We start from the raw sequence: 12830 nt of genomic DNA, 5'->3' as shown, positions 1-12830 counted from the left end.
CCGGAGGCGGGGCCTGCGACGAATTCCCGCACTCCGTGCTTCGTCTTCATCGCCGTGCTGCGCGTGGGACTCGAAGTCATCGCCGTTCGTCCGCCCATCTGCGCTGGTTTAATCCACGAAGCCCTCCTCACTCTCGAATGCGCGCTCATCTGCTCGCGACGCCGGAAGCTGACGGATCGCACCAACTACTGGTTGGGCTCATCGGCGCATGGCACAGCGCATCAGTTCCTCGAGGTCGCGTTCACCTGAGGGTGTCTGCGCCCCGTTGCGCAGTCCTCGGCCCATCAATTGCTGAACAGCAGGCAAAGCAATCTGAGTAGCCCACGCCTCGTTCTCGCGGAGGAGTCCGTCCTTCATGGGCTCGGCAGGCAATGCGCGCTTGGCCGCTTCGATGACACCATCGGGCAGGGCAGCGATATTGCGGGCGATACGGTCGACGTACTCATCGAGTTGGTCGGCCGGCAGAGCCCGGTTGATCCAGCCGTAAGACGCTGCGGTCTCGGCATCGAACAGGTCTGCGGTGAGCACCACCTCCAGTGCACGGTTGCGGCCCACGCGGTCACGGAGGTACTGCGTTCCGCCTCCGCCGGGGACGATGCCCATGAGCGCTTCGATCTGGCCGATTCCGGCGATCTCGGCAGCGGCGAATGCCATGTCCGCCGCGGCTACGAATTCCGCCCCGCCTCCGCGGGCCTTCCCGGCGAGCTTCACGATGGTCACCTGGGGCTGGTGGCGGAGGAGTTCGCCTACGGCCTGGAACACGTTGACGTCCGCCGGCGCCGACGCAGCGAGCTGCTCCAGAACGTCCATCCTCTCCCCGATCCGCATGTCCACATGAGCGAGGAAGAACTCCGGATCGGCGCTGGAGAAGACGATCACCCGGACCGATGAATCGCCCCTCAAGGCGTCCAGCGCCGTGCGGAGTTCGCGCATCATCGTCGCGTCGAGCACGTTCACCGGCGGGTTGTCGAGGACGATCCGGGCGACGCCGTCTTCGATGCTCACGTGCAGAGTTGAGAAGACATTGGTGGTCAAGAGGCTCTCCATCAGTTACCGATAGGCGTGTAGGTTTGCAATGCATACCTACCGTCGGCGACGCCGCTGGGACCGTCAAGAACGCACTCTGGGAGAACCAAGGATCATGAGGGATACCGGCCCGCGCGGCGTTGACGCGGGAACACGCATCGTCTTCCGGGCGGACTGCCCCAGTCGGCCGATCCTCGACCAGATAGCAGACAAGTGGTCGATGATGGTCATGGCGCTTCTGGAGCGGCCCATGCGGTTCAACGAGTTGAAGCGCCGCTTGGAAGGCGTAACGCAGCGTGTCCTCACTCAGACACTGCGCCGTCTTGAGCGGAACGGCATGATCCAGCGGAAAGTACTGCCGACCTCACCGGTCGGCGTCGAGTACTCGCTCACGGCGCTGGGTGAGTCCCTGCGCGAGCCTTTCGGGCATCTTTACAGCTGGACTGTCGAGCACAGCGAGGAAATCCAGAACTGCCAGCGGGCGTACGACAGCCGGGCTGACACATAAAGGTCGTCTCACGTCGTTGCGGACCACGTGCGGGATCTTGAGACCACGAGCAGCCCATGGCAGGCTCATGCCGCATGATCGATGAGTTCGCGAAAGACAACCTGCACGGGAGACTGCGGCGGGACCGCAAGGCGCTGCTCTGGAAACTCGACGGCTTGTCCGAATACGACGCCCGCCGACCTTTGACAGCGACCGGGACCAACCTCCTCGGCCTGGTCAAACACGTGGCCAACGTCGAGGCCAGGTACTTCGGCGAGGTCTTCGACCGTCCTTCCCCGGAACCGCTGCCCCGGTGGCAGGACCACTCCAACGGCAGTGATCTGTGGGCGACCGAGGACGAGACCCGCGATCAGATCATCGGGTTCTACCAGCGCACGTGGGAACACTCGGACGCGACGATCAACGAGCTTCCCCTCGACGCCCCCGGCCACGTGCCGTGGTGGACGGAGCCTTATCCCAACACGAACCTGTTCGCCATCATGGTCCATGTCCTCAGCGAGTCCGTCCGGCATGCCGGGCACGCCGATATCCTGCGCGAGGGCCTCGACGGCCGGACCGGGTTGCGCGCCGAACACGAGAAGCAGATCGACGAGGAAGCCCGTGCAGCCCACTGCGCGAAGATCGAGCAGGCCGCCAGGTCGGCCGCACCAATCCAGGCTTAGGTCCTGTCTCTCCGATCACGATCGGAGCCAGACCCGGTGGCCCTGCCGGGTCAGCTCTGCTGCCAGCTTCCGGGTCGACTTCGTTGTCCAGCGCAGCGGCGACATCGGGGATCGCCCCGCTCATCGGGCGCGACCAACGTCAGCAGCGCGGGCCGCAGCCCCGGATCCAGCTCGGTCGCCTGCTTCCGGCATCCACCGGGACGACGGAGCCTGGCCGCGTGTGTCGACGCGTTCGTCGCCCGGGATCTCGCGGTGAAGGGACGCAAGATGTCGACCCGGCGTGCGTACGAGCAGATCTTCCAGGGGTTCCACCGGTTCCTGCAGGCCCGCCCGCCTCTGCGCGGAGATCGTCGACCGCCTGACCTCAGACGGCACGATCATCGAGACCGGCACCGACTCCTAGCGCCTTGCCCACGCCAAGCCCCATCGAGCAGAAGCCTGATCGCTTGGCTTGTAGTTGCACCGTTTCGTGCCGCGTCCAGGGCGATGAGTTCTTCCCACGGCCAGAGTCCCCAGAGGTATCGATGGATGCCATACGGACAGGGAGGCTCGACGTGAGAAGGCTGGTATTGAAGATATCCGTCTCGGTCGACGGATTCGTCGGAACGGACAGTGGAAGCGTCGACTGGATCTTCCCCAGTCTCACCGACGATGCGACTGCCTGGCTGGCCGAGACCCTCCGGCAGGCCGGCACTCACATCATGGGGCGGACTGCTTACCTCGGCATGGCCGCCCACTGGCCGACGTCCACCGAGGTCTTCGCCGCCCCGATGAACGAAATTCCCAAGGTCGTCTTCTCCCGGAGGCTAAAGGAGGCCGACTGGGCCGACTCACGCGTGGCCGACGGTGACCTCGCCACCGAGATCGCCCGCCTCAAACAACAGCCCGGAAAAGACATCCTGGCCCACGGCGGCGCCGGCTTCGCATGGTCACTGTCGAGGCTGCGGCTCGTCGATGAATACCGGCTACTGGTTCACCCGGTCGTACTCGGCAGCGGCCTGCCGATGTTCTCCGATCCGATGGACCTGAGGCTGATCAGCACGACAGCGTTCAGTGGCGGTGCCATCGCCCACGTTTACCGACCCGCCTGACCAAAGGGCCCGGGGCGGGGCCGCATACCGCTGTCAGACCAGCCTGCCCGCAGTCCCAGCTTCGCTCTGGGGCCCCGCTCACGCCCCCATCCATCTGTGCGGGTCAGGCCGCGCGCTTCGCCACTTCCGACTCTGCGGCATGGGCGAGGCGTTCGACCCAATCCTGGTGATAGCGGTAGAGCGCACCGGGATGCTTACGACCGAGCTCCTCGAGGAAGAAAGGACCCTGCTGCGTTTCCTCGGTCAGCACGTGGCAACCACGTTCCGTGGGCGTGATGACCCAGCCGTGGTAGGCGCTCGAACCGGTTTCGTCGCCGTCGACTGTCGTCTCCCACGAAAGTCTGGTGAAGGGCTCATACTCCGTCACATTGAGAGTCATGGGAAATCCGACCGTTACTCGGCTGTACTTGGTTCCGAGCACCAGTTCCGACTCGCCGCTCAGGATCTTGACGTGATCTTCGGGAGGGAAATAGCTCGACCAGTTCTCGGCGTCGATGAGCAGCCTCCATACCACCTCGGGCGGCGCCTTCACGTCGATATCGTTGAGTGCGTAGAGAGGCGAACTTTTCGGGTCATGCCGTTCGGGCCAATTCACCTTGTCGTACATCCGCTGGTTTCCTTTCTGTATCTACGAGTTAACCGGAGTGATTTTCGCGCTCAGTCGCTACCTCGGCGAGCGCCGCGAGAAGGTTCTCGTGTGTGCGCCAAAAGACTTCAGGATCCTGCTTCGCCAATTCGATCCAGAGCGGGCCCTGCATCGTCTCTTCGGTCCAGAGGTGGCTCCCCTTCGATGTGGGTGTGATGATCCAAGCGTGGTAAGCCCTGGATGCTTCCGACGCCTTGGGGTAACCACCCCAGGCGATACGCGTCACAGGCTGGAATTCCTGTATGGATGCGAATATGTCCTGACCGGCCAGGTTGGTTTCGAACCGAGTTCCGAGGCGCAGCGAGTCGTGGCCGTCAAGCAGCTGGACATGTTCGACGCCTGGGTAGTAGGTGGGCCAGGTCTGGGGGTCTACGAGCAGGGACCAGATCGTTTCCGGGGAGGCTTCGACCTCGAGCTCGTTGGTGAAGTGGATCGGGGAGCGACTGGGGGCCAGGCCCTCCGGCCAATCTATTGCTTCGAACACGGAAATCTCCAGACATTGGACGGCTCCCTCGTAGGGATATCCTCGAATGTAATGCCCAACCAGTTCGGTCAGAGTTCGCCGGGAACGGCGAACCGATAAAATACGCCGCCGACCGGCTGGATTCCCATGAGCAGCCAGACCGCGTTTTCGAAGTCGCGGGCTCGTGAGAGGTCTCCTACGCGTACTGGGTCGTAGCCGGCGTCGCGGATGAGCTGCTCGGTGACGTCAAGGGCGCCCTCGTCCGCGACGTACCAATTGCTCGGCCGCACTCGCTGCCTGCGCACTTCGCCGTACAGGGCTCCGAAGTTCATGTTGAAGCTCTTGGCTACCGGGGCGTGAGTGAAGGACTTCACCTCCTCGGCGTATGACGGAAAGTTGCCATGACGCGCGGGCATGATGTTGGTCGCGTCGATCGCGATCTTCCCCTTGAGCCCTGTCGCCTTGCTCAGGGCGTCCGAGATCTTTGCGCCGGGTACTGCAACCAGGACGGCGTCCGCGTCCGAGGCATCCCCGCCGTCACGGCCGAGAACTGTGACCTCGTGGCCTGCGTCTCGCCATAGAGCGGCCAGTCCTCCGCCGATCATTCCTCTTCCGATCGTGACGATCTTCATTCTGTGGCTTCCTTGAGTTGAAATTGACGTATGCCGTTGAACGTGGATGACGCTTTATGCGCGGCTGACGGCCACCGAGTTCCTGACGGCGTCCAGACCGGCGGCGTACGAAACAAGGGGCTCGTATCCGAGCTCGGCTACCGCCTTGTCCGTCCGCAGGGTGCACTGCTGCCCGAGGAACCATCGAGCGGGAACGGGGACCTGGCGGGCGGCGGTCTCGGCGTCCAGGTCGGGGATCGGGAGATCGACGCCATAGATCGCGAACTGGGTCTCCATGAACTCGCGCAGCGTGACGCGGTGCCGGTCTGTGACGAAGTAGGCCTGACCTGGTCGGCCGCGCTGCCATCCGAGCATGAATCCCTCGACGGCGTTCTCGACGAACGTGATGTCAGTTGTGTGCCGGCCGCCGCCGATCCAGGCGAACTGTCCCGCCTTCGCCGCCGCCACCAGGCCTTCGATGAGGAAGCTGTCGGGACCCCAGACGAACCTCGGGCGAATCGATACCGTGGCGAAGTCCGGCGTATGCGCGTCGAGCACGATCTTCTCGGCCACGGCCTTCACCGCGCTGTAAGCGGCTTCCGAGTCGGGCCGCAGCGGTGCGGTCTCATCGACGTCCACGAGCGGGTCGCCGGCGAGGAGCGCGGCTTCGGTCCCGCAGTGGACGAACCGTGGAACCTGCGCGGAGCGGGCCGCATCGACGGCTGCCTGGGTGCCATGAACCGTCACTAGCTCATGACGCTCACGGTCAGCGGTGATGTCCGTCTCGGCAGCGAGGTGGAACACCACATCACTGCCCGTCACCTCGTCGCGCCACGTGGTCGGGTCGGTCAACTCGCCCCGCACGGGCTTGGCGCCCAGCGCCGAGACCTTTGCGGCCGATGCCTCGCTTCGGACCAGAACACGGACCGAGTGCCCCTCGTTGAGCAGTCGTCGTACCAGCACCTGGCCGATGAACCCCGAACCGCCCGTGACGAACGCCTGTGCCATGAACCTCTCCTTCGCTCTGTGCCGGCCCTCTCGCCTGCCTTGCGCGAGAAGGTGTCGTGGGTTGGAGCGATCAGGGGTCCCAAGGTCTTCCCTCAGCTTCATTCATACTTTGGAGCTCTGCGATAAAGTTTTTGGATGGCTTCTCTTCGGGCACTCGAGTGCCTCGTCGCGGTCGCGGACTCCGGGTCGATCACACAGGCCGCACAACTGCTGCATTCGTCGCAACCCGCTGTCTCTCATCAGCTCGCTTCGTTGGAACGCGAGACCCGAACGGTCCTGCTTCGCCGCGAGCCCCGAGGGGTCAAGCTCACTCCTGCGGGGCGTGCCGCCGTCGCGGATGCCAGACGAGCGATCGAAGCGGCCGCCTCTGCGGTGAGGTCGGCACGTGCGGCGGGTCAAGCGGCCGGAGGGGTCTTGCGGTTGGCCTGTGCGCAGAGCCTCACGGTGCCGCTGCTCGCTGCGGTCATTCGCCGGTGGTTTCGCCGCTACCCGGAGGTCGCGATCACGCTGCGCGAGTCCACGGCGATGGACGAGGCACTCGGCCTCGTCGACTCCGACGAAGTCGACGTGGCAGTGCTGACCGCTCCCTCGACCGGCAGCTTCACGATCACCGCCGTCGCCGAGGAGGAGATCGTGCTGGCGGCACCCACCGGCCACGTGCTGGCCGAGCAGTCGGCTGTACGCCTTGAGGATCTTGACGGTGCGCCGCTCGTTCACTTCGCGCCGGACAACGGCCTCAGCGCCTGGCTCGACCAGGCGTTCGCCCGCGCCGGAGTCCACCCGGAGACGGTGATGAGGACGTCGGTTACTGCGGCGGCACCACAGCTGGCGGCTGCCGGTCTGGGAATCGCCGTGTGCCCTGTGAGTGCGGTCAGTGATGGCTTTCCGGGAGCCGTGCGATCGTTCTCTCCGCGCTGGGTCAGGCAACTGGTGGCGGTGACGTCCGGGGAACCGGATCCGCTCGTCGCACGGTTCATCGGCGACCTGCGCAGTCACGGCATGCGTGTGCCTCGCGGTGTGCGGGCTCAGCTCGCACAGGACAGTCCTCCGGCCGAGACACCACGACCGTCCTCCTGAGCGTCGCCGGGCAGCCCACGCAGCGGACGACCAGGTCTGCCGACAAGGCACCCTCTCCGGTACCGGACACGGCGACAGGAAGCGACCGCCTGACTCCGGCAGTCGGCTGGTGTGGCCTGCCGGGTGTCTCTCCTCGTCCTCCGGGAACTCGGCCCGGGAACAGGGATGAACGAGGAGGAACCGTGCAGCTGTCATTTCTGGCACCACTGTTCGAGCGCCGTGGCCCATGGGCCACCGTGTACTTCGACCCCGCTCAGAATGACGAGTCGGGGGCCAAACGGCGTGAGCTGTTCGTACGGGAAGCCTGCCGGGACCTGGAGGAGGAAGGCGCCGACGCGGCGACCGTGCAGGCGGTGCGCGAGGCCCTGGCGAACATCCGGCCCGCGGACGCCCCGGCCGGCCGAGCGATCTTCGCCGCCGGGGGAGAGGTGGTGCTCAGCCTCAATCTCTCCCGGCCGCCGCAGCGGCAGATCGCCCGCTGGACCGCCCTGCCCCGGCTCACACCGCTGCTGGAGCTCTCCGCTCAGGATCCGGTCTGCCTGGTGGCCTACATCGACCGGACCGGCGCCGACTTCGAACTGCGCGGGGCGACCGGCCCGCAGGACGCCGGGCAGGTCGAGGGCCGGCACTGGCCGGTGCACCGTACGGCCTCGTCGGACTGGTCGGAGCGGCATTTCCAGCTGAGGGTCGAGAACACCTGGGACCAGAACGCCGGTGAGATCGCCGAAGCGCTGAGTTCGGCGTACGCGGAGTCCGGGGCCGAGCTGGTCGTCCTGGTCGGCGACCCGCGCGAGCGGCCTGCCGTGCGGGACGAGCTGCCGGAGGCCGTTCGGGAGGTCACGGTGGAAACGGAGCATGGTGGCCATGCCGCCGGCTCCTTCTCTCCCGCGCTGGAAGAGGCCGTCGAGCAGGCCCGCCAGGAGTACACCCGGCGTCGCATCGAGGAGGCACTCGACCGGTTCCGTGCCGGACGGAGCGGCACCGACGGGCCGGCGGACGCGGTGGAGGGCGTTCCGGCCCTGGTGGAAGCGGTCAGGGAGCACCGCGTCGACACGCTGCTGATTCGTCCCGACGGGGCGGATCTGGCCCGTGAGACATGGGCGGGTGACGATCCCGACCAAGTGGCGGTGCGCCGCACCGATGCGCAGACCCTGGGCGGGGGCGATCCCTTCCCGGTGCGCGCCGACGACGCACTGCTGCGGACGGCCGCGGTGACCGCCGCCGACGTGCTGATCATTCCTCCTGCGGACAGCGAGGGCAGGGACGTCCCGGCGGGTGGCCTGGGCGCCCTGCTGCGGTGGACGTACGCCTCGGCCGGCTGAGCGCCGACCCTCGCGGCGCGAACCGGCGATCACCCGCGCTCAGGCCGGTTGATCACCGTGCCGATGAGCTGGAAGGAACGCCGGTTGCCAGGTTTTCGCCTCAGTGATCGGGTAACCCGGCGCACATGCGCAATCCCCTGTCGAAGATCGAAGTCCTGGAGGACGCCGACCTGCTCGACCGTGTCGCGGCCCCCGTACGGACAGGCGTCCACGCTCTGCCCCTCGGGCCCCTGCGGGACGCGCTGCGCGGCCGTTGGCAGGGCCACCCCCTGCACCCGGTGCTGGTGCAGACCCCCATCGGCGCCTGGACGTCCGCCGCGCTGCTCGATCTGACCCGCGGCAATGAGCGCGCGGCCCGGCTGCTGGTCGCCGTCGGGCTCGCCGGCGCCGCCCCGGCCGCGCTGGCGGGGGCCGTCGACTTCGCGGACCAGCATCCCGAGCAGGAGCGCGTGGGCGTGGTGCACGCGGCGGCGAACACCGCGGCCATCGCCTGCTACGCCGCCTCGCTCGTGGCCCGCAGCAGGGGCCGGAGCGGTCGGCTGCTCGGCTTCGCCGGACTCACGGCCGCCACGGTCGGCGGGTTTCTCGGCGGCCACTTGGCATACCGGCAGGCCGCGGGGGTGAACCACAGCGAGGCCGTGCCGCATCTGATCGACGCGGGCTGGCATGCGGTCGGTGACCCGGAGGAGTTCCCGCGCGGCAGCGTCGTCCGGCGGATGGTCGGGGAGGTGCCTGTGCTGCTCGTACGGGACTCCGACAGTCCCGGAGAGATACACGCGCTGGCGGAGCGGTGCGCCCATCTCTCGGGCCCTCTGTCGGAGGGCGAGATCAGTGACGGATGCGTGACCTGTCCCTGGCACGGCAGCACGTTCCGGCTCGCGGACGGCGCCTGCGTGGGCGGACCGTCCACGGCACCGCAGCCCTCCTTCGACGTACGCCTCAGCGACGGCCTGGTCGAGATCCGGCTACGGGAGGGACACGCGCACTGAACGGTGCGGGGGAGCGCGCGACGGCCGACCAGCCAACCAGCCGACCCAGTCGATGAGTCGAGGGAGAAACCGTCATGACCACGCACGAACGCCGTCCCGCCGACGCGAAGCAGCGGCAGCGCGACGCCCACCGCGCCCCCGACCCGGCCGGTGGTCCGCTCACCACGGATCAGGGAGTGGTGGTCGATCACACCGACGACTCTCTGCGGGCGGGCGAGCGCGGCCCCACGCTGATGGAGGACTTCCACTTCCGGGAGAAGCTCACCCGCTTCGACCACGAGCGGATCCCGGAGCGCGTGGTGCATGCCCGAGGGGCCGGTGCGTACGGCTACTTCCAGCCGTACCAGTCCTGTGCGGAGTTCACCAAAGCCGCCTTCCTCCAGGAGCCGTCCGTGCGGACGCCGGTGTTCGTGCGCTTCTCCACGGTGCAGGGCCCGCGCGGCTCGGCGGACACGGTGCGCGACGTCCGCGGCTTCGCGACCAAGTTCTATACGTCGGAGGGCAATTACGACCTCGTCGGGAACAACATGCCGGTCTTCTTCATCCAGGACGGCATCAAGTTCCCCGACTTCGTGCACGCCGTGAAGCCGGAACCGCACAACGAGATCCCCACGGGCGGGTCCGCGCACGGCACCCTCTGGGACTTCGTCTCCCTCCAGCCCGAGACCCTGCACATGATGATGTGGCTGATGTCCGACCGCGCCATTCCGCGCAGCTACCGGACGATGCAGGGCTTCGGCGTGCACACCTTCCGGTTCGTGGACGCCGCGGGCAACGGCACGTTCGTGAAGTTCCACTGGACGCCCGTGCTCGGCGTTCACTCGCTGGTGTGGGACGAGGCGCAGGAGACGCAGGGCCGCGACCCGGACTTCAACCGCCGTGACCTGTGGGACAACATCGCGGCCGGCAACTACCCCGAATATGAACTGGGTGTCCAGTTGGTGCCGGAAGAGGACGAGCACTCCTTCGACTTCGACCTCCTGGACGCCACGAAGATCATCCCGGAGGAGGAGATCCCCGTACGGCCCATCGGGCGCATGGTCCTCGACCGCAACCCGGAGAACTTCTTCGCCGAGACCGAACAGGTCGCCTTCCACACGGCCAACGTCGTGCCGGGCATCGACTTCACCAACGACCCGCTGCTCCAGGCCCGCAACTTCTCCTATCTGGACACCCAGCTGATCCGCCTGGGCGGCCCCAACTTCGCCCAGATCCCGGTCAACCGGCCGGTCGTGGACGTCCGCACGAACCAGCGGGACGGCTTCCACCAGGGACAGATACACAGCGGCACCAGCTACAGCCCCAACTCCCTGAGCGGCGGCTGCCCGGTGCTGGCCGGGGCTGCCGACCCGAGCGCGTACAGCCATCTCCAGGAGCGGGTCGACGGGAACAAGATCCGCAAGCGCAGCGAGAGCTTCAAGGACCACTACACCCAGGCGGCGCTGTTCTTGCTGAGCATGTCCGACTGGGAGAGGCAGCACATCATCGACGCTTTCCGCTTCGAGCTCGGCAAGGTCGGGTCGACGCAGGTACGGCAGCGGACCGTCGAGCAACTGGGCCATGTGCACCACGGATTGGCCGCCGCCGTGGCCGAGGGCATCGGTGTCGAGCCGCCCGAGAAGGAGGACACCCCGCAGCCGGAACCCTCCCCGGCGCTGAGCATGACGAGCGACAAACTCCGCGGCGACGGCAGTATCCGTACCCGGCAGGTAGCGGTCCTGGTCGCCGACGGCGTGGACGCGGCCCAGGTCGGCACCGTACGGGAAGTCCTGGAGGACGGCGGTGCGATCGTCGAGGAACTGGCCTTCCACGACGGCACGGTGCGCGACAGCGACGAGGGCCGGCACCGGGTCGACCGGGCGCTGCCCACGGTCGCGTCCGTGCTCTACGACGCGGTGGTCGTCCCGGGCGGCGCGCGCGAGCTCGCCGGCGACGCGACGGTCCAGCGGTTCGTACGGGACGCCTACCGGCACGGCAAGCCGGTCGGCGCCCTGGGCAGCGGCATCGACCTGGTCGCCATGCTGGAGCCGGACGGTCTGCGCCTGGCCGGAGACGGCGACGGCACCGTGGCCGACCGCGGCGTGGTCTCCGAGACGTCCACCGGGCCGGCCAGCGAGGGGTTCCTGTCGCAGCTGACCGCCGCGATCGCCGCCCACCGCCACTGGGACCGGCCGCCAGTACACCGCTGAGCCTCGGCGCCGGTGCCCACCGGCCCTGCTCCCCGAAACCGCCTCGATCTGCAACGCCACCGGCGGCACGCCCCTGCCCGAGGAACCCGAGGAACGCGAGTTCACCCGAGGAAGGAGTCGAGCGTCATCGTGTGGCACTCACTCACCTGGGAAGCCACATCCGTCTGCCGCTCGGTCCGCAGGTGCGTCACCGCTCCCGGCCCCGAGCGCTACACCACGGTCCAGTCCCTCAAGACGGCGGGCGCCGCGCTGCTGGCCTGGGCGCTGGCCGGCTGGTGGTGGAACGCGCCGATGGCCCTCCTGGCGCCATGGACCGCGCTGTTCCTGGTGCAGAGCACCGTCTACCGCTCCCTGCTGTCCGCGCTGCAGCAATTCGTGGTGGTCGTCGCGGGAACGCTTCTCGCCGCCGGCGCCGGCGTGCTCACCCCCAACACCATGGCCGCGATGGCGGTGGCCCTGCCCCTGACGGTCCTGCTCGGCAACTACACCCGGTTCGGTTCTCAGGGCCTGTACGCACCCACCGCCGCACTGTTCGTCCTCGTGTACGAGTCGTACGCCGGCTTCGACATCCTGCACCGCCTCCTGGAGACGCTGCTCGGAGCGACCATCGGGGTCTGCGTGAACGCCTTGGTACTGCCGCCGGTCCATACCGACCGAGTCCGTCACCTGCGGAACCAACTCCCGCGGGACTGCGCCACGTTGCTGCACGAGGTCGCCGACGGCGTCGAGGGCGCGTCCGACGACGGCCGAGTGCGGAGCTGGTACGACAGGGCCGTGCGATTGACCGACGTGGTCGCGGAGCTGCGGGACGCGCGCCGCTGGTCGGACGAGAGCTTCCGCTTCAACCCGGGCCACAGGCTGCGCCGGACCGTTGTGCCACCGCCGTCGGCCGACTGGGACCTGACCTGGGACCGGATCACCGAACACATCCGCGCGACGATCCGTACGCTGAACGACGCCACCACGCTTCCGGACTGCGTACCAGGCATCCTCTCGCCCCTCTTGCAGTCGGCCGGCGACGTGCTCGACCCCGACACCGCCGCCGAGCGCGACCGCGCGCTGAACGAGGCGACCGCCGCACACCGGCGTCTGACCGCCGTACTCGCCGACGGCCGTTATGAGACCACCCCCGCCCTGGGCGGTCTGGCCCTGGACACGCATCGGCTGTTGGACGACCTCACCACCGTCGCCGGCGCGCAGCACGTCCCGCAGACCCGGCGCCAGGCGTGAGCGCAGGG

Annotated in this window: 13 protein-coding genes and 1 pseudogene; 8 read left to right on the top strand and 6 right to left on the bottom strand. The window is 67.6% G+C overall.

Going from position 1 to position 12830, the window contains the following annotated elements:
- Positions 1-198: 198 nt before the first annotated feature.
- Positions 199-1035: an enoyl-CoA hydratase/isomerase family protein gene (locus ACTWQO_RS18745; RefSeq protein ID WP_443238481.1), complete on the bottom strand. Its 837-nt coding sequence runs from the start codon at positions 1033-1035 to the stop codon at positions 199-201.
- 106 nt (positions 1036-1141) lie between these two features.
- On the opposite strand from ACTWQO_RS18745, the gene ACTWQO_RS18740 reads away from it, so the two are divergent.
- Positions 1142-1534, top strand: a complete 393-nt coding sequence (locus ACTWQO_RS18740; protein WP_443238480.1) for a winged helix-turn-helix transcriptional regulator — start codon at positions 1142-1144, stop codon at positions 1532-1534.
- 74 nt (positions 1535-1608) lie between these two features.
- Positions 1609-2196: a DinB family protein gene (locus tag ACTWQO_RS18735; protein ID WP_443238479.1), complete on the top strand. Its 588-nt coding sequence runs from the start codon at positions 1609-1611 to the stop codon at positions 2194-2196.
- Positions 2197-2226: 30 nt separating this feature from the next.
- Here the strand turns inward: ACTWQO_RS18735 and ACTWQO_RS18730 are convergent.
- Positions 2227-2408 (bottom strand): annotated as a pseudogene (locus tag ACTWQO_RS18730) (ISAzo13-like element transposase-related protein); the annotation flags it as partial.
- 342 nt (positions 2409-2750) lie between these two features.
- Between ACTWQO_RS18730 and ACTWQO_RS18725 the strand changes: the two are divergent.
- Positions 2751-3287, top strand: a complete 537-nt coding sequence (locus ACTWQO_RS18725) for a dihydrofolate reductase family protein (protein WP_443238478.1) — start codon at positions 2751-2753, stop codon at positions 3285-3287.
- Positions 3288-3390: 103 nt separating this feature from the next.
- On the opposite strand, the gene ACTWQO_RS18720 is transcribed toward ACTWQO_RS18725, so the two are convergent.
- The 4 genes from ACTWQO_RS18720 to ACTWQO_RS18705 all read right to left on the bottom strand — a co-directional run bounded on the left by ACTWQO_RS18720 (position 3391) and on the right by ACTWQO_RS18705 (position 6015).
- Positions 3391-3894 (bottom strand): SRPBCC domain-containing protein, encoded by a 504-nt coding sequence (locus tag ACTWQO_RS18720; protein WP_443238477.1) that lies wholly within the window; start codon positions 3892-3894, stop codon positions 3391-3393.
- 28 nt (positions 3895-3922) lie between these two features.
- Positions 3923-4417, bottom strand: a complete 495-nt coding sequence (locus ACTWQO_RS18715; protein WP_443238476.1) for an SRPBCC domain-containing protein — start codon at positions 4415-4417, stop codon at positions 3923-3925.
- A 68-nt stretch (positions 4418-4485) separates the two neighbouring features.
- Positions 4486-5028 (bottom strand): NADPH-dependent F420 reductase, encoded by a 543-nt coding sequence (locus ACTWQO_RS18710; protein ID WP_443238475.1) that lies wholly within the window; start codon positions 5026-5028, stop codon positions 4486-4488.
- A 54-nt stretch (positions 5029-5082) separates the two neighbouring features.
- On the bottom strand, positions 5083-6015 hold the full coding sequence (locus ACTWQO_RS18705) for an NAD-dependent epimerase/dehydratase family protein (RefSeq protein ID WP_443238474.1): 933 nt from the start codon (positions 6013-6015) through the stop codon (positions 5083-5085).
- A gap of 135 nt (positions 6016-6150) precedes the next feature.
- Here ACTWQO_RS18705 and ACTWQO_RS18700 point away from each other — a divergent pair, with 135 nt between their 5' ends.
- The 5 genes from ACTWQO_RS18700 (at position 6151) to ACTWQO_RS18680 (ending at position 12822) form a co-directional block, all read left to right on the top strand.
- Complete coding sequence (locus ACTWQO_RS18700; RefSeq protein WP_443238473.1) at positions 6151-7092, top strand: LysR family transcriptional regulator; 942 nt, start codon at positions 6151-6153, stop codon at positions 7090-7092.
- 182 nt (positions 7093-7274) lie between these two features.
- Positions 7275-8414, top strand: a complete 1140-nt coding sequence (locus ACTWQO_RS18695) for a baeRF2 domain-containing protein (RefSeq protein ID WP_443238472.1) — start codon at positions 7275-7277, stop codon at positions 8412-8414.
- Between the two features lie 125 nt (positions 8415-8539).
- Positions 8540-9403, top strand: a complete 864-nt coding sequence (locus ACTWQO_RS18690) for a Rieske 2Fe-2S domain-containing protein (RefSeq protein ID WP_443238471.1) — start codon at positions 8540-8542, stop codon at positions 9401-9403.
- Between the two features lie 74 nt (positions 9404-9477).
- Entirely contained in the window at positions 9478-11592 is a 2115-nt protein-coding gene (locus ACTWQO_RS18685; protein WP_443238470.1) for a catalase, read from the top strand.
- A 129-nt stretch (positions 11593-11721) separates the two neighbouring features.
- Positions 11722-12822 (top strand): FUSC family protein, encoded by a 1101-nt coding sequence (locus ACTWQO_RS18680; protein ID WP_443238469.1) that lies wholly within the window; start codon positions 11722-11724, stop codon positions 12820-12822.
- Positions 12823-12830: the final 8 nt, after the last annotated feature.

It is taken from the genome of Streptomyces sp. 4N124 (genome assembly GCF_052245395.1).
In the GTDB taxonomy this organism is placed as follows: domain Bacteria; phylum Actinomycetota; class Actinomycetes; order Streptomycetales; family Streptomycetaceae; genus Streptomyces.
The sequence above is the reverse complement of the archived record's forward strand: the minus strand, read 5'-3'. Positions and strand labels throughout refer to the sequence as shown.

What these genes read in the sequence shown, in the direction of transcription:
- ACTWQO_RS18735 (WP_443238479.1), top strand. Translation starts at nt 1,609, where the DNA reads ATGATCGATGAGTTCGCGAAAGACAACCTGCACGGGAGACTGCGGCGG.
- ACTWQO_RS18740 (WP_443238480.1), top strand. Translation starts at nt 1,142, where the DNA reads ATGAGGGATACCGGCCCGCGCGGCGTTGACGCGGGAACACGCATCGTC.
- ACTWQO_RS18705 (WP_443238474.1), bottom strand. Translation starts at nt 6,015, where the DNA reads ATGGCACAGGCGTTCGTCACGGGCGGTTCGGGGTTCATCGGCCAGGTG.
- ACTWQO_RS18685 (WP_443238470.1), top strand. Translation starts at nt 9,478, where the DNA reads ATGACCACGCACGAACGCCGTCCCGCCGACGCGAAGCAGCGGCAGCGC.
- ACTWQO_RS18720 (WP_443238477.1), bottom strand. Translation starts at nt 3,894, where the DNA reads ATGTACGACAAGGTGAATTGGCCCGAACGGCATGACCCGAAAAGTTCG.
- ACTWQO_RS18690 (WP_443238471.1), top strand. Translation starts at nt 8,540, where the DNA reads ATGCGCAATCCCCTGTCGAAGATCGAAGTCCTGGAGGACGCCGACCTG.
- ACTWQO_RS18710 (WP_443238475.1), bottom strand. Translation starts at nt 5,028, where the DNA reads ATGAAGATCGTCACGATCGGAAGAGGAATGATCGGCGGAGGACTGGCC.
- ACTWQO_RS18700 (WP_443238473.1), top strand. Translation starts at nt 6,151, where the DNA reads ATGGCTTCTCTTCGGGCACTCGAGTGCCTCGTCGCGGTCGCGGACTCC.